Source organism: Enterocloster sp. OA13 (assembly GCF_022440595.1).
GTDB lineage: Bacteria > Bacillota > Clostridia > Lachnospirales > Lachnospiraceae > Enterocloster > Enterocloster hominis.
Map to the genome: position 1 here is coordinate 636,261 of NZ_JAKNTF010000001.1, position 15,648 is coordinate 651,908.

22 protein-coding genes and 1 pseudogene are annotated in these 15,648 nt (G+C 50.2%); 20 read left to right on the plus strand and 3 right to left on the minus strand.

Annotated elements, in window-relative coordinates:
- Positions 1-2 precede the first annotated feature (2 nt).
- The 7 genes from MCJ35_RS02855 (at position 3) to MCJ35_RS02885 (ending at position 5,563) form a co-directional block, all read left to right on the plus strand.
- Entirely contained in the window at positions 3-680 is a 678-nt protein-coding gene (locus tag MCJ35_RS02855; RefSeq protein WP_025483108.1) for a hypothetical protein, read from the plus strand.
- 12 nt (positions 681-692) lie between these two features.
- The gene (locus MCJ35_RS02860) at positions 693-1,703 is read left to right on the plus strand and encodes a DUF5688 family protein (protein ID WP_025483106.1); all 1,011 of its coding nucleotides are present in this window, start codon (positions 693-695) and stop codon (positions 1,701-1,703) included.
- On the plus strand, positions 1,700-2,182 hold the full coding sequence (locus MCJ35_RS02865; RefSeq protein WP_025483105.1) for a hypothetical protein: 483 nt from the start codon (positions 1,700-1,702) through the stop codon (positions 2,180-2,182). Before MCJ35_RS02860 ends, MCJ35_RS02865 begins: the two co-directional genes overlap by 4 nt.
- Before the next feature lie 12 nt (positions 2,183-2,194).
- On the plus strand, positions 2,195-2,695 hold the full coding sequence (locus MCJ35_RS02870; protein WP_025483104.1) for a hypothetical protein: 501 nt from the start codon (positions 2,195-2,197) through the stop codon (positions 2,693-2,695).
- 28 nt (positions 2,696-2,723) lie between these two features.
- A complete protein-coding gene (mobP3, locus tag MCJ35_RS02875) occupies positions 2,724-3,938 on the plus strand; it encodes a MobP3 family relaxase (RefSeq protein WP_353656100.1) in 1,215 nt (404 codons plus the stop codon).
- Positions 3,939-4,189: 251 nt separating this feature from the next.
- The gene (locus MCJ35_RS02880; RefSeq protein WP_025483100.1) at positions 4,190-4,864 is read left to right on the plus strand and encodes a hypothetical protein; all 675 of its coding nucleotides are present in this window, start codon (positions 4,190-4,192) and stop codon (positions 4,862-4,864) included.
- 12 nt (positions 4,865-4,876) lie between these two features.
- Positions 4,877-5,563, plus strand: coding sequence for a hypothetical protein (locus MCJ35_RS02885; RefSeq protein WP_025483099.1), 687 nt, complete (start codon positions 4,877-4,879; stop codon positions 5,561-5,563).
- Between the two features lie 27 nt (positions 5,564-5,590).
- On the opposite strand, the gene MCJ35_RS02890 is transcribed toward MCJ35_RS02885, so the two are convergent.
- From MCJ35_RS02890 to MCJ35_RS02900, 3 genes are all read right to left on the minus strand, one after another.
- Positions 5,591-5,899, minus strand: coding sequence for a helix-turn-helix domain-containing protein (locus tag MCJ35_RS02890; RefSeq protein ID WP_025483098.1), 309 nt, complete (start codon positions 5,897-5,899; stop codon positions 5,591-5,593).
- 143 nt (positions 5,900-6,042) lie between these two features.
- The gene (locus MCJ35_RS02895; RefSeq protein ID WP_025483096.1) at positions 6,043-6,291 is read right to left on the minus strand and encodes a helix-turn-helix domain-containing protein; all 249 of its coding nucleotides are present in this window, start codon (positions 6,289-6,291) and stop codon (positions 6,043-6,045) included.
- Between the two features lie 149 nt (positions 6,292-6,440).
- Positions 6,441-6,629 carry a hypothetical protein gene (locus MCJ35_RS02900; RefSeq protein ID WP_025483095.1) on the minus strand — a complete coding sequence of 63 codons (189 nt, stop codon included), beginning with the start codon at positions 6,627-6,629 and terminating at the stop codon, positions 6,441-6,443.
- A 118-nt stretch (positions 6,630-6,747) separates the two neighbouring features.
- Here MCJ35_RS02900 and MCJ35_RS02905 point away from each other — a divergent pair, with 118 nt between their 5' ends.
- From MCJ35_RS02905 to MCJ35_RS31815, 13 genes and pseudogenes are all read left to right on the plus strand, one after another.
- Positions 6,748-7,572, plus strand: a complete 825-nt coding sequence (locus MCJ35_RS02905) for a hypothetical protein (protein ID WP_025483094.1) — start codon at positions 6,748-6,750, stop codon at positions 7,570-7,572.
- On the plus strand, positions 7,569-8,255 hold the full coding sequence (locus MCJ35_RS02910; protein WP_025483093.1) for a hypothetical protein: 687 nt from the start codon (positions 7,569-7,571) through the stop codon (positions 8,253-8,255). Before MCJ35_RS02905 ends, MCJ35_RS02910 begins: the two co-directional genes overlap by 4 nt.
- 21 nt (positions 8,256-8,276) lie before the next feature.
- Positions 8,277-8,813, plus strand: coding sequence for a SymE family type I addiction module toxin (locus tag MCJ35_RS02915; protein WP_025483091.1), 537 nt, complete (start codon positions 8,277-8,279; stop codon positions 8,811-8,813).
- Positions 8,814-8,880: 67 nt separating this feature from the next.
- Positions 8,881-9,573, plus strand: coding sequence for a DUF7768 domain-containing protein (locus MCJ35_RS02920; protein ID WP_240299347.1), 693 nt, complete (start codon positions 8,881-8,883; stop codon positions 9,571-9,573).
- The gene (locus MCJ35_RS02925; RefSeq protein WP_025483089.1) at positions 9,570-11,834 is read left to right on the plus strand and encodes a VirD4-like conjugal transfer protein, CD1115 family; all 2,265 of its coding nucleotides are present in this window, start codon (positions 9,570-9,572) and stop codon (positions 11,832-11,834) included. The genes MCJ35_RS02920 and MCJ35_RS02925 overlap by 4 nt, the downstream gene beginning before the upstream one ends.
- Positions 11,824-12,168 carry an Mbov_0395 family pilin-like conjugal transfer protein gene (locus MCJ35_RS02930; RefSeq protein ID WP_034576270.1) on the plus strand — a complete coding sequence of 115 codons (345 nt, stop codon included), beginning with the start codon at positions 11,824-11,826 and terminating at the stop codon, positions 12,166-12,168. Before MCJ35_RS02925 ends, MCJ35_RS02930 begins: the two co-directional genes overlap by 11 nt.
- A 93-nt stretch (positions 12,169-12,261) precedes the next feature.
- A complete protein-coding gene (locus MCJ35_RS02935) occupies positions 12,262-12,423 on the plus strand; it encodes a hypothetical protein (RefSeq protein WP_155858388.1) in 162 nt (53 codons plus the stop codon).
- Between the two features lie 675 nt (positions 12,424-13,098).
- Positions 13,099-13,236 carry a DUF6133 family protein gene (locus MCJ35_RS02940; RefSeq protein ID WP_330664093.1) on the plus strand — a complete coding sequence of 46 codons (138 nt, stop codon included), beginning with the start codon at positions 13,099-13,101 and terminating at the stop codon, positions 13,234-13,236.
- Positions 13,237-13,302: 66 nt separating this feature from the next.
- Positions 13,303-13,614 (plus strand): SpoVG family protein, encoded by a 312-nt coding sequence (locus MCJ35_RS02945; RefSeq protein ID WP_025483087.1) that lies wholly within the window; start codon positions 13,303-13,305, stop codon positions 13,612-13,614.
- Positions 13,615-13,665: 51 nt separating this feature from the next.
- Complete coding sequence (locus MCJ35_RS02950) at positions 13,666-14,517, plus strand: conjugal transfer protein TrbL family protein (RefSeq protein WP_353656058.1); 852 nt, start codon at positions 13,666-13,668, stop codon at positions 14,515-14,517.
- A gap of 12 nt (positions 14,518-14,529) precedes the next feature.
- Positions 14,530-14,742, plus strand: a complete 213-nt coding sequence (locus MCJ35_RS02955; RefSeq protein ID WP_025483085.1) for a hypothetical protein — start codon at positions 14,530-14,532, stop codon at positions 14,740-14,742.
- Between the two features lie 9 nt (positions 14,743-14,751).
- Complete coding sequence (locus MCJ35_RS02960; protein WP_025483084.1) at positions 14,752-15,081, plus strand: hypothetical protein; 330 nt, start codon at positions 14,752-14,754, stop codon at positions 15,079-15,081.
- Between the two features lie 3 nt (positions 15,082-15,084).
- Positions 15,085-15,648, plus strand: a pseudogene (locus MCJ35_RS31815) (DNA cytosine methyltransferase); the annotation flags it as partial.

Consider the following 15,648-nt stretch of genomic DNA (forward strand, 5'->3'; position numbering starts at 1 on the left):
TTATGGAAAATCGTATCTATATTTTATCCGCCTGCGACGCATGGGCGGGGCATGACAGTATGCGGATTCAGGGCGTAACCACAGATGAAACCATGCTCCATGCTATGCTGGCAGCAAAAATTGTAGCAGGGGAAATGGAGTATGGCGGTTTCTCAGGAGGCGATGCGTATCAGCTTTTCATTCAGGACTTCGTAAATAAGAAAGTCGATTACAATAAACTTCAATATGGATTTGTGCAGACTTGTGAAAACGCACAGATGGACAATCCTCAATCCTATGACGCTTCACTTGGAATTGGGGATGCCTATGAGGAACTTGCCCATGAGAAAGCCATCCATGCGGTTATGTCGTTGGAACTTGATACCCATTCATTTCTTTATTCCACCGTGGAAATCCGCAGCGACAACGATTATCTCTGCTTTCATATTCCGGGTTTCTGTGACCGTGACAGACTGGAAACAACGGACGAGTACCGGGAATTTGTAGAGGGTTTGGACGAGTCGGAAATCAACGTGAACGTCAGCACTTATTGTGTCGGTGAAGGGGAAAGCGAGGATGCCACGGATCAAGAACTGGCGGCAGTTTTAGAATACCCGGAAGAAATTGACGATGAATACGGCATTGATAAAATTCTGGATGATTTTTTCAGCTTTTATTATGAGGCCGAGCAGGAATATTAAGAAGGGAGAAGTATGGATTATAACCATTTTATCGAGCAGATACAAAAACTGATTTTGAAGTATCTGCCGGAACAATATCAGGATGTCGAAATGTCTGTCCACAATGTCACTAAAAATAACAATACGGAGCTAACGGCGCTTTTAATACACCGGCAAGGGGAAACCGTATCGCCGCAGGTTTATTTGGAACCTTTTTTCAGCCAGTATCAGCAAGGAAAAGAAATTGAGAAAATTGCAAAAGAACTGGCGGCCAGTTATTTGCAAAATCAGGATTTTGAGATACCAAATGTAATAGAGCTGGTTTCTGATTTTGAAAAGGTGCAGGCGCTTTTGCGCTTGCAGATTGTCAACAAAGAATATAATAATGATAAAATGTCTGATACACCACACAGAGACGTGGAGAATACGGATTTAACTGCGGTTCTAAGAATCCATCTGCCAACGCAGGAAAACGGAGAGACTACTATCCTGATATCGGATGAGATGCTTTCCGGCTGGGGAAAATCCATGGACGCCGTATATCCGCTGGCATTACAGAATACCATGAAAACAAATCCGGCAAGGATTGACAGTATGCTCCATATCGCGATGACATCGTTGAATCGTTCAATGGGCTATGAAGTGAAGAATTATCATATGGAGCCATATGATCAATATGTACTTTGTAACGCTTCAGGCATGAATGGGGCAACGGTGCTCTTATATCCCAATGTGCTGGATCAGCTGGCACAGGAAGCCAATGCAAATTTGTTTATTCTGCCCAGCAGTATCCATGAGTGCATTTTAATGCAGGATACGGGTGAATTAGATGCCAAGGAACTTCAGGCGATGGTTATGTCAGTCAATCAGTCGGAGGTACCTCCAGAGGAACGGCTTTCTGATGCAGTATATTATTACGATAAGGACGAACACAGTTTAAGTATGGCTACAAACAGGGAAGAAACAAAGGAATTAAAAGAGAAACTGTCACAGGCAGGCGATATAAATATGGAGTGTGATATGGACTTGGAAAGAGAGGAATGACATTGAAGCAGGCAGAACGTTATACAAAGCTGGCCGCATTGGCAGGAAACAGACCGTTAGACTGTTCCTATCATGCGGCCTTTTATCTGCTCTCCTACGAGCCGGAAATTTATGAGGCTGCCCGGAAATGTGTCACGGTAGACGGTATTGAGTTTGCAAAAGTCAAACGCCTGACCAAAGGCTTTGACGAGACTTCCCGGCAGCTCATTGACATTGCCCATAATCTGTTCTCGTGGACGAGTAAATGCAAGGTGACACCCTTTGATATTTCCCGATTGGGCTACCCTTACATGGAACTTGCCTGCACCGCCTGTTATATTGCCGCAGGACAGATGGAGATTGTGATTGAACCGGAAACAGACAGCTTAAAGCTGGATGACAAGCAGTACCAAAAGACACAGAGGCTCCACGAGAGAATGGAACGCCTTTACGCCAATATGGAAATAGCCGGAGCGGAAGAAAACGCTCTGGAACGCTGAAAGGAGGAACTTGTGATAACAGGAGTGATTAAAAATCAGGTCAGAGGAGGAACGCTGGTTGTGACACTGCCATGCAGCCTTTACGATTTGCGGGATCACCTGGCAAGCATTGGCATCACAACAGAAGCTAAGAATCTGACCGTAACCGGCACGGAAAATATTGAAATCCAGCTTGCGGCAAACGAACCCATGGGCGGCGTGGTGCTGTCCAAGCTGGCGCAGGACGATACGCTGACAGGATTGAATGTGGCGTGTCAGGAAATCCGTAAGAACTGCCCCTATGGGTATGAGGAATTTATGGATATGCTATCCCCCAAAAAAGATGTGCTAAGAGACAGATTCCATTTTTATCAGCAGTATTGCACCACACCGTCCAGCACTGCCACCGGCGTGAAGTATCTGATAGAAGAAGCCGACCGCTACCGTATCACCATGGAGAATTACACCCGCGCGTGTAAGGCGGCCGAGGACGAGGAATACGAACTGCCAGAGGACAACGGCTGGGAACGCTGATAGGAGGTGACGGCCTATCTCTATCCTAATCTACAAGCAGCGTTTCAAAAACCCGAATTACAAAAGCACGGTCAGCAAGAACTATGCCCATATCCGTTATATTGCCACCCGTCCACGGGTAGCGAAAAACGAGGGCATGAACCACGGTCTGTTTGGAAAGCTGGCACCCGGAGCTGTCACCTCGTTTGAGGACTGGCGGGACATCGCACGTCTGGTCTACCAAAATTCCAAGAAGCACATTACCATGTACCGCAGTGTGATTTCTTTTGATGAGTCCACCGCCGAAGAACTGCTGCTGACCAATCAGGCAGCGTGGCGGCGTTACATTGACAACCATATCCTGACGATTGCGAAAAAGAACGGCATACGGGTGGAACATCTGCAATGGGCGTGTGCGCTCCATAAGGAGAAGAACCACCCCCATATCCATGTGGTGTTCTGGGATAATTCCCCGGAGGCTACAAAAATCAAAAACCCCTTTACCCCGCCTGCCGTTCCAAACGCTATCCGCAGGCAGATGATAAAGGATACGTTCCCGGACAAAATCCGGGCATTTGGCGAGGAAAAGAACTTCGCCGCCGCTGAACTGCGGCGGCTGGGTGACGGGCTGGTGGACGAGTTTGAGCGCCATATCCGGCAGCTTGAAAGCAAAAAGTATAAACGGCTCCGAGAGGAATATGATTCCGAGGACGAGATTTCCGACACCTTTGATTTTGGGGATAAGGTATTGAATGAAACGGCTGACCGGGTGTTCAAAATCAAGGCGGCTCTCCCGGAGCATGGCCGGATTGCTTATCAGCTTTTAACGCCTGCGGTGAAAAAACAGGTAGATGCCCTGATCCAATATCTGTTGAAAAATGCCCCTCCTTTACAGGAGCAGAAGGAGGCTTATGTCCAAAGTAAAATGAAAATGACTCTGCTCTACGGTGGGAACGAGGACTATCTTGCATCCATGAAAGACAAATTCAGCACGGAAGCTGACAAAATCATTGCGAACCGTATTTTAGGTATGGTCAAGACCCTGAACCGGCTGGACGGGGAAATGAGGTCGGCCGAGTACCGCCATGACCGGCGACAGTTTTACATGGAAAATATGCTGATGGAGGCTCTTTCCATGCTGTCCGGGCTGACGGACACAAACAATCAGCAGTTTGAGGACGAGTTGAAAACGGGCGGCGGGCTGTCCAAGGAGGCAAAAAAAGAGTTATATTTGAAGTATCAGGACAAAGGCTACGAGCATTGACCCCGCCGCTTTCCGGCCGGGACGTTCAGAGCCGGAAAGGAGAACCATGTATCCCAAGCAAAAACAATATTACAATGGGTGCGGCGTTGCCGGTCATGGCAGCGCCGCATTTTACGAATATCCCCAAGACCACCCATGCCGGGGCTGTCCCTATCAGTTCCCCGTGAACGCCCCAAGCTGTACCATGGGGAGCAGGCCGCCCGACTGTGCGTGGCACTTTTATAAAAAGCTGATGAAACGGAGGAATGAGATTGAAAACAAGAGTTGAATTTCTGGAGGATTTCTTTGACCGGCTCCGTAAGGCAGGGTTCCGGGTAGAACCACTGCCGGACGGCGATCTTGCCGCCGAGGTCTACATGGGAAATCCCCTGCTGTGTGTCATCACACGGGACGGCGAGATTATCTATGAGACATATAACGCCGATAACGCACGGACGCTGGAACAGGCCGGTGAGGAAACCCGCAGGGCGCTTGACTGCCATGTGCAGCCGCCCTTTGCGGATATGGAACGCATGGAACCAATCAATTTGACGAGCGGTTCCTACTATAAAGTGTTTGAGAGCGCCGCCGTGGTGCTGCTCTGCCGCAGGACAACGTTGTTCGGCTATGAGTTTGTGACCTGTCAAAAGGCCGCACCCAAGCACAACAGCCGCCGATTTTACCGGGAACAGTATTTCTATGACCCTGCGGCGGCACAGGGCAGCTTTATGGAGCGCAGCGGTCTATGCCTGCAAAGTCCCCTGCAATTTTCCACCGGGGAACTTCGGCTGCTGGTTTCCTGCTGTGCCAGATGCGTGATGCTGGATAATGAACTGGACGCCACCGTGGAGAACCGGATCAACACGCTCATGGCAAAGATAGAAAGCTATCTGCCCACAGAGCAGGAACTATCGCCCCGGCACTGTTTCCAGCGCGAGATTGAATAAGGAGTGTGACCTATGAAAAGTAAGACGGAATTTTATAAAGCATTTTTTGAAGCAGTTGAGAAAAAGGGGTTTTCCATCCGCCCGCCGTCCTCCCCTGATTATGTGGCGGACATCTACCACCGGGAAAAGCCGGTTGCCTTTTATTCCAAGCAGGACGCCATCATCAAAAACCCCTTTGTGGAGGTGGATGAAAAACAGATTGCCAAACTCCAGAGCCTTGCCAAGACCACCGCCATTGCCTGCGGTATCTGTTCCGACAAGCCCTATGACGATGCACTGACCGGAAAGGAACAGGGCGGCGCGGTCAGGATTAACGAGCATAACGGGGTGGTACTGGCCTGTAAGCAGCATCCGATTTTTGATTATGTGCTGTCCACCTACCGTAAGGACGCCGAGCATGGAAACGCCGCCATACAGCGCCGGTATTTCTATAACAAAGAGGCCGCCTTTGAGGACTTTGCCCTTAGAAGCGGTCTTGTGGATGAAAAGAAGCTGTTTTCCGAGACAGAACTGAAAATCCTCCACGCCGGTCTTATCAAAATGCGCACCGTGGACAACGACTTAAATCAAGATGATATGGACTCGGTGGCGGCGCTGATTGACCGAATTGAGGACATTGTACCGGAGCTTTCCAAAAAGGAACGGGCATTTGACTTTACCAAGCTGTTCAGCCAGATTGAAAACGCGCTGGAACGATAAAAGACCCCGCCGTCTATGGCGAAGCCTTTAGGATTTCATCAATTTTGCTATATTCAAAATGGCGGCAGCTTTTTCTTCAGGCAAGAGCCGGACAGTTTCCAAAAGATCACGCTCAAATTCAGTAGGGTACATAACTTCCCTATTCTTATTGAGAAATTCCGCTAAGGTAACGCCCATGCTGGAAAGCAGCTTTTCAAGCACCATTACAGACGGCTGGCTCTTGCCCTTTTCAATACTGCGGATATAGTTTTCCGATACATCAGATTCCTTTGAGAGCTTATAGACACTGTATCCCTTTGTGGTGCGCAGCTCCTTAAAACGTGTTGCCAAGTCCATATTATCACCCCTTTGCATATTTACTATTATGGGTGATAAGGAAACAAATTATAATCCAATAATACTTGTTGAAAATACAGATATATTGTTGTAGTATGGTAAGTGCTGAAAAGAAAAAGGCTCCGCCCTATGCGGCGAAGTCTTTACTCTCGGAACTCAAGGAGTTTGCATGGTGCAATGTTCAAAGCCCTTGCAATATTAAACAGTATCTCCATGGAAAATGGCCTGATAATATTGGGGGCTTCAATCGCACTTAAATGAGAACGGCTGACACCTGACTTTTCAGCAAGCATTTCCTGCGTCATCCCTTCCCGTTTCCGGTAAAATGCAATGTTTAACCCTAACTCGATATAATAGTCTTTGTTTTCAAATGCAATATGATTATTCGGCATCTTAAACCTCCTAACCATATTATTTTACCCGTTGCAATGAAAAGCATAAATTATTTGAGGTAAAGCGATTGCACTACCACATAAAGCAATATATAATATAACAGAAGATTGGGAAAAGAAAACGGCCCCGCATCCTGTCTGCGGAGCCGTCAGTCATTATCCTTTTCAAAATCGGGCTTGATGACGCCCTGCTCCTGTTCCACCTCGTTGATATGCTTTAACAGCACATATTCGATGTAGTTTGTCAGGGAACGGTGTTCCGCAGTTGCCAAGGCTCCTATTTTGTCAAAGACTTCATCTTCCAGACGCAGGGTAAATACTTTTTTGTTCGTAGCCATAGATATATCCTCCACTTGATTGGTTAGATATATTGTATGGTAGTTTTTATACTTAATATACTGTCACTTGACAGGTAAGTGATATCATTTTATTTAAAAAGAAAAGGAGAGTGAAATTATGCACCAACAGCCACAAGGCGAATCCATATGGGGAACTATCAATACCTGTGTGGAAATTGCCCTCAACATTTATGAAATCACCGCCAAAGATAAAAACGGCGTAGAGCGCACCGGCGTGATGGCCCGGAGGGATACGGCGAATCTTTCTCCCAAGGCGGCCAGTATGGGAACACAGGACGGCGACTGGCTCTGCTATGACGAGAACACAAAGGACATTCCTATCTATGAGACACTTCAGCGCAGAATCGAGCAGTGCAAAAAGGTGGAATCCGCCGCCTTGAAGCAGATGGAGGAAATCAAGCGGAACGGCAAGGTATCCCTGACGGATTATTTCGGAAAGTGTGCTCCGCCCACAGAGTCTCCGCAGAGCGAGGTGTCGGACGCGCTCCCCATCTGCAACGGCATTTATTTTACGCAGGATCATGAAAACATGAAATTTGCCGTCCATGAGGTCGTGGCCGATAACTTTATGACGCCTATCGCTGCTTCTTTCGGACAGAAAAAGGGCGAGTATCTGTTTTACGAGCTGACCAGCAGTGCCATTGCCTTGAATGAACTGAAAGACGTGTTTAACGAGACAGAGGCCCTGATTGTGTCGGAGGACAGCCTGTACGCCACTCTGAACCGCCGTTTTCCGATATATGTCTCCGCCTATAACGAGCTTGTGCAGCAGGAAAGCCGGATACCGAAGGTGGACGCCCCTGACAGCCTGTTCCTTGCCGTGCAGTTGGAGACGACCAAGAATATGACAGAGGAAACGGCGCAGGACGGTATTTATGAGCCGGACTTCAACGAAGAAACCGGCTATGAGATTGAACCTTGAAGCGGTGTTGTGCGCTGACAGCCTTGATGTTCCTGCTGTGTCTTTCCGGCTGTACCCGGCAGAATATCTCTCCGGTGGCCGGAGAAAGCATGACGGCGGAGAAAACAGCAATAACAGAGGAAAGTCAGACGGTGTATCTACCGGTCGGAACAGCAGAAAAAGAGGATTGCGCCCTTTGTGGTGAGCATAGCATATGGGGATATTACAGCAGGCTGGACTCCATCGGGGTTCTGAACCTTGCAAATGGGACAATCAGTGACTTGCGGATTTTTGAATACGAGGATGACGGCACACTCAAAGATAATTCCGGGCATTCCAGTATGCTGATGGCTGGTGACGGGGATGGACGCTTTGGGCATATGATGGTTATGGGCGGCCGTGGCATCTGCGATTTAAATCTGTCATGGGACGAGGGAAAAGAAATCACGCTGAAGGAAATCGCCCCGCTCTACTGCCGGGACTGTATGGCTAAGATTGCAGAACTGGACAAGAGCTGGGCGGACGAATTTCCGGATGGGAAACGCTGTCCCTTTGCCATGATTGATTTTGTCACAGGGGAGATTTATTCCCTGAACGGGAAATGCACGGCTTGTTTTATTCGGGATTACTACATGAATTTTGAGTTTGGGGACAGGGAGATTGACGGTATTGTTGTCTATACCCCGGAACGGTTCCCAAAATAATAAGAAAATGAGAGGATAGATTTGCAGGATAAAGAAACAGAAAAGTATATGCGGAGGCTAAAAATCTATGGAGTGCGGGATGGGCAAGGGACTCTGGCGCCGCAGCTCCGCTTGCAGGGAAAATGGCTGGAGGATTGCGGTTTCCTGCCGGGGAGCTATATTGAAGTGAGCTGTTCGGAGGAAACGCTTGTCATCCGCAAGGCAAAGACCGTCCGTGTGCTGGTCGCCGGTTCCCGCTCCATTACCGCCTTTGACCTCTCCCCTTACATTCCATCGGACTGCGGCCTGATTATTAGCGGCGGCGCAAAAGGAGTGGACGCGCTGGCCGAGCAATATGCGCTTGCCCATGGCATAGAAACGATGATTTTGAAGCCGGATTATGAGCGGTTCGGCAGGGGTGCTCCACTCAAACGCAATGAAATTATGGTACAGCAGGCGGACAGCGTGCTTGCCATATGGGACGGCAAAAGCCGGGGAACCAAGTATACAATCGAATATGCAAAAAAGCAGGGAAAGCCGGTTCAGGTAATAACCCTGACTGATGAAAAGCAGCCATAAAGTTTAATGGGGCATATCTTCCGCAGTGGAGGATATGCCCTGTTTTTTGTTTGTTGGAGGTGATTTTTTGAAACAAGTCTATATCGCAAGCCCCCTGCGTGGGGATTACGATACCAATATCCGAAACGCCGTAGAGTATTGCCATCTGGCAACGGAAAATGGTGTGCTTGCACTGGCTCCCCACATTATTTTCAGCCAGTGGTGCAATGATACTGTACCCGAACAGCGGGAACAGGGGTTGAAGCTGGGGCTGGAACTGTTGGCCCACTCCGAGGAATTGTGGGTGATGGGAAAGCAGATCAGCGAGGGTATGCGCGGCGAAATAGAATTTGCCGCAGCGCATGGCATCCCAACATTCTATATGCGGAACCCGACCGCTCCGCAGTATTACCCAATCAGCCCGGACGGAAACTGCCTGCTATCGGAAAGCGACTGTATTCCGAACAGCCGCAAAGAGAATTATGAGGGACAATGGATCATCCTTCGCCATGAGAATCTGGCAGAGGAACACCGAATCCCGTTAAACCAGCTATGGCTCTGCACCCATGGCCCCGGCTGCCCGGCCATCCACAAATTCAGCGATACCATTCATCTGCTCCACCCAGTTGACCGGGATCATTTTGCAATCGCAAGGGGCGAAGTGTATGGCGTTGCAAAGCCGGAAACGCTGGAACGGCTGACGGGACTCTACCCCGCACTGGGGGAGAACCTGACGGCTTTGCAGCCTGTGGCGGAGCCGGATGAGGACATGAGCCGATGAAGAAAAAAGAAAAACTGATTCTAAGCACAGCCCTAATCTGCATTGGCAGTATCTTCAACCTGTTCTTTACGGCGGCGCTCCACGGGCTTTTGTCAAGGGAGTATGACACGCTGACCCTTGTACCTCTGTTCCAGTGCATGACCGGACTGTTTACTAAACGTCAGCAGCTTTTGATGTTTCTTTCCTTTGAGGGATTTATCTGCCTGTGCTGTGTCCTCTTTTGGGTGCAGAATGACCGGCCATATCAGAGCGATTTAATCAAGGTGGCCGGGGATATTTGCACACCGGCCCCGGTCGGGCAGTTCCAGCATGGTTCTTCCCGCTGGCTTAAAGAAAATGAAAAGGGCAAGACCTTTCGGACACAGGACATTGACCCTGCAAACCCGGTCATCAAAATGCTGTTGGACACAGGATACGATGATCTGCCATTTATGAAGCAAAAAGCAGAACACGGGGATACCGGGCAGGAGGACGCGGCACAGGACAAGGCTGCCGTTCCCATGCTCGTTCCTATAAAGAACAACGAGACAAAGGAGGACGAAAATTTTGAAACGGTATCTTATGACGTTGCGGCTCCTGATTTAAGCCGGGAGGAAAAACAAGCGGATCAACCAAAGGAGGAACCGCATACAGAGGAACAAACGGTCAAGACCGCCGAGGGCAGGAAGAAAAAACTGCCTGACCCTTATAAGCTGTTTGACAGCGGCGGCATTGTGGTGGGCATGGAGAAACACGGGAATACGGAAAAGTTGTACTGTATTGGGGACGATACCCACACCCTGACCATCGGTGCGACACGTTCCGGCAAAACCCGGTGTCTGGTGGTGCAGTCCATCTGCTCCCTCGCTCTGGCCGGGGAAAGTCTGGTGGTCAGCGATCCAAAGGCCGAGCTTTACGACTACACCGCAGGGTACTTAAAAAAACTGGGCTATGAGGTAATCTGCCTTGATTTCAAAAACCCGGAGAAAAGCACACGCTACAATCTGCTTCAGCCGGTAATCGACGCGGTAAGGGAAAAGGATATGGAACGTGCCGAGATGTACGCATGGGATATTACTAACATTCTGGTGGGCGACAACACCTCAAATGAAAAGATTTGGGAGAATGGCGAAAAATCCACGATAGCGGCGGCAATTCTCTGTGTGGTGGTAGATAACGCCAAACGGCCGCAGTACCAGAACCTCACAAACGTCTATTGGTTCATTGCGGAAATGAGCAAGTCGGTGGGCGGCAAGTCCCCCATGAGCGAGTACATGAAAAAGCTGGACAGCGGCCATCCGGCGCGGGCGCTCATGTCGATTGCAGAGGTGGCGCCCAGCCGCACCAAGGGCAGCTTTGACACCTCGGCGCTGACCACGCTCCGGCTGTTCACTTCCCGCTCTGTTTACTCGATCACCCATAAGAGTGATTACAATATCGCGGACATCGGCAGGAAAAAGCAGGCGCTGTTCCTGATTCTGCCGGATGAAAAGACCACCTATTACCCAATTGCCAGCCTGATGGTATCCCAGCTTTATGAACTGCTGGTGCGGCAGTCGGATATGCGCGGCGGCCGTCTGGAACGCCGGGTTAATTTTGTCCTTGATGAGTTCGGCAATTTCACGAAGCTGAACGACTTTACCAACAAACTGACCGTGGCGGGCGGGCGCGGGGTGCGGTTCAACCTGTTCCTGCAATCCTTTGAACAGCTTACACAGAAGTATGATAAGGAAACCGCCGCCATCGTCAAATCCAACTGCCAGACATGGATTTATTTACAGGCGGACGATAAGGAAACCTTGCAGGACGTGTGCGACAAGCTGGGCAAATACACCACCTCGGCTTACCAGCTATCCAGCCAGCACGGGCGGTATGTGAACCCAAGCAGCTCCCACAGTATCAGCCTTGTGGCGCGGGAGCTTCTGACCACGGATGAGATACGGCGGATCTCCCGCCCCTATCAAATCGTAATCAGCAGGGCGCACCCTGCCATGATGACCGCCCCCGATCTGTCCCAGTGGCATTTTAACAAGATGTGCGGGCTGGGCGGCCCGGAGCATAACCGAAAGGTACGGGAGGCCAGAGAAGCGGCGCGGCCTGTCATTTCCCAAAAGACAGGAGAAATACCGCTGTGGAATATCTGGGTGTACTACACCAAGGACTTGCAGCTTAAAGAAGCGCAGCAAAAGTCACAGGCGTTTGCTTCTCAGGCAGGCGCAATGTTTTCATCCCTAAAGGGATACAAAAAAGGAGGTTCAGACAAGAGTGAAGATGACGATTAAAAATGGAATAAGCAAATTGAGGGCGGCGGCCGTAACCGGGTCAGCCGCTCTTTTCATGCTGGCAAACAGCACCACGGCATATGCGGCCGGTATCTCCGACAGCCAGATTGCCAAAGGCACGGAAAAACTTATTCAGGACGCCACCACATGGCTGATGGTACTTGCCCCGGTTGTGGCGGGGCTGCTGATCATCTATTTCTGTATCAGGCGTTCCGCTGCTGATGAAATGGATCAGAAGAAGTGGAACAACCGCATTGTGGTGGCGGTGGTGTCCTGCATCGGCGCGGTGCTGGGCAGCGCCACCCTCAATATCATCATCGGCTATTACAAATAAGCCGGTGCATTTTACCCGTGAGAATCCGCAGGAAAAGCCTGCGGTTTTTCTATATCCAACCAAAAATTTCAATCAAAAAGGAGAACAAACGCTATGAAAAACATGATGAACAAGGTATCTACAAAGGTCAATAATCTGGCAGTCAGAGGTTATGTCAAGGGCTTGCAGGCGAGGGATAAGGTGCGCGATATTCTGACACAGCAGTCCGGCGAGGGATTTGTGGACACGGCCTTAGTGCGACACGTTTCTATCTGAAAAGGATAGGCATAAAAGCAGACGGCTTTTAGAGAACTGATAACCCGATGGACGGAATGAGGCGGTAACGCACCGAAGCGTCCACACTGATCCTCCGATTGGCGGTCCCGCATACAAGTGTGGGACGGTCAAAAGCTCGGTAAAGTCGGCAGAACATACCCGCAGGCGTGGTCCTCCATGCCGGGTATGGATATGCCGGGTGTCGGATACTCATGGCGAGAATGTGGCCTGCAAAAATCAGGCGGCCACTGGCGAACTTCTGAATGTACGGATCTGTCCCCATGTGGAAACGCATGGCATGATATACGGGGATAAGTAAAAGTTGAGGCTATGAACATCCCTGTGCTGTTACAGGCGGCACGGCAAAGGCTGTGTATCAGGCCCATAGGAAGCGCCTAAAAGTATCAAACAGATAGGGTTATCGGAACGTGGAAAGCTGGCAGCGCCCATGGCAAGGGGCTTGTACCCCGATGGGGCGTTTCACGGCGAAAGCGGCAAATGCCGTATAAGCTGTGTTCATGCCGGTGAGAGCAGTGCCACAGTACCAAGGAAGCGGTGATAACAAGCCGTGGAGGGATAGGCACGAGTCACGCCTTTGCGTGATGGAGCGCCGTGTGAAGCGAAAGTTTCATGCACGGTGCGGCGTGGGGGAAAATCCGGCGATAACGTCAAAGGATTACCTATCACGATAAAATTCTGATTTCTGTTGTGGTCGGCGCTCTGCTGCTGGCGGGGTTGTATATGCTCTTTAAGGATACGATTTTGCCCACATTGACCGACCGTATTAAAACGCTTTTCGACTACAAAGGTTAATGACTGCGGCATGGCCGCTCTGCATGGCGCGGGGCGGCCGATTCTTTTTTAGGAGGAAAAAACAACATGAAAGTAAATGCAAAAATCACGGCACGGTTTGCGAATACGGGCAGGCTGAAAGCCATTGCCACGGTCTGCCTTGACGGGAAATTCCTGATTACCGGGGTGCGTGTGGCAGACTGCACAAAAGGGCTGGCGGTGTTCATGCCCAGCCGTCAGTTGAAGAACGGCGAATATAAGGACATCTGTTTCCCCATTACCCCGGAACTTCACAGGCAGATTAAAGATACGGTGCTGGAGGAATATCAGAGCGGCGAGGTACAGCCAGAGCCGGAAACGGTTCAGGAATCCCCCGCAGTGGATGAACCACAGTCGTAAGCGGCGAACAGAAAATGCCCGGTGGGGCAATGGTTCCCACCGGGCAGGGAGGTGATTATTTTGGAAGTAATCCTTGTGCTGCTGATCGTAGCGGTGTTAAACGGCGCGGTGGCATTCATTGACAGTATGCTTGCCGACCTCGTTCCCATGACGCTCCATGCAGACCAGTACATGACTGCGGCTGGTGGCGGCAGCATGGTGGATGTGCTGTTTGAAATCCTGCTGGGGTTCGGCGTATCGCTGATTATCCTGAAATTTCTCAAAAAGGGCTTTGAGTGCTATGTGATGTGGACGGACGGCGACCCGGACAGCGAGCCGGTCCAGCTTATCATCCGGTTTGTGCAGGCCATCGCCGTGGCAGTCTGCTTCCCGGTCATGTACGGCTGGCTTGCGGACATCACGGAGAACCTGACGAACCAGCTTATTACGGCAATCGGCGCATCCACCAATTACGACTGGCAGGCGTGGGTAAGCGGCCTGTCCTCGGCGGGGCTTGTGACCGCCATTTTCGGGCTGGTGTTTGTTATCTGCTATTTTATCCTCTATTTCCAGTTCCTCATGCGGGGCGTGGAGATTATGATCCTGCGGATTGGTTTGCCCCTTGCCTGCTCCGGCCTTTTGGACAACGACAAAGGCGTGTTCAAGACCTACCTGACTAAATTTTTCCAGTCCACGGCGGCGGTCATGGTGCAGATCAGCCTTTGCAAGCTGGGCGTGGGTATGATGATGAATGTGGGCATCAACCTAAACGTCTTTTGGGGCATCGCCTGTCTGGTGCTTGCCATCAAGACGCCGAAATTCCTGTCAGAATTTATGGTTCCCACAGGCGGGGGCGGCGGTATGGTCAACAACATCTACCACTCGGTCCGTCTGGTAGGCATGGCAAAAAATATGATGAAGTAAGGAGGTGGCGGCATGATTACGCTTGATGATATTTCCACGGCCGTCATCGTCCTGATCCGGGCGGGAGCCGTGTTCCGGTTTATCTACTGCATGGTGCGGCTCCAAGGAGCGGAGGAAGAACAGACACAATTCAAGAAACGTGCCAAGAACACCGTGCTGTTTTATGTGCTTGCAGAGTGCATCTGGCAGATTAAAGACATTGTGTTCTATTATTACGGAGCATAGGAGGCGGCGATGAACGAAATCAATCTTTACATCCCTACCGGAGTCAAGGCAGAAAACGAGCTGTTCAACGGGTTCGGAAAACGGGAGCTTTTGCAGAGTGCTGTCGGTTCCCTGTTCGGCTGCGCGGTGGCGGCTCTTTTATGGCTGGCTGCCGGAAATGTGGCGCTGACCGTTGTGGCGGTGCTGTCCGGCGTTTTTGGCAGCGTGATGATGTGTACCAAAGACCAGAACAACCAAAGCGTGGTTGACCAGATCGGCAACATGGCCCGGTTCTGGCGCAGCCAGCAGATTTTTCCCTATCGCATGATGGACGAGTGGGGAATGAGGAAAGGAGAATAACTTTTGAAATTTCTTGACCTGTTTGCAGGAATCGGTGGATTCCGTAGAGGTCTCGAAAGAAGCGGACATACCTGTGTCGGTCATGTCGAAATTGATAAATACGCAAATAAAAGCTATATGGCAATGTACGAGCTGGAGGCCTGCCCTTATGGGATGGACTCCAGCTTAAATTTTTGTAAAATGTGCAGTGCGGAGGTGAGGAAAGACTGTGACGGAAAAACGTGTAAAGGCGAATGGTACGCCAAGGACATTAAGCAGATCAGAGCAGGAGAAATTCCAAAAGCTGAAATCTGGACTTTTGGGTTTCCTTGTACCGACATTAGTATCAGCGGCCGAATGGCAGGGCTTCATGGAACAAGAAGTGGACTCTTTTTTACAGTTGTTGGTCTGCTCAAAAGCACGCCTGCCGAAAATAAGCCCCGATACCTTATCGTTGAGAATGTTAAACATCTTGTGTCAAGCGAAAGCGGCACAGCTTTTACCACCGTTCTCTTTGAACTTTGGGAAGCAGGGTATGACACAGAATGGTGTGTTGTCAATTCCAAGGACTTTCACACCGCCCAGCAC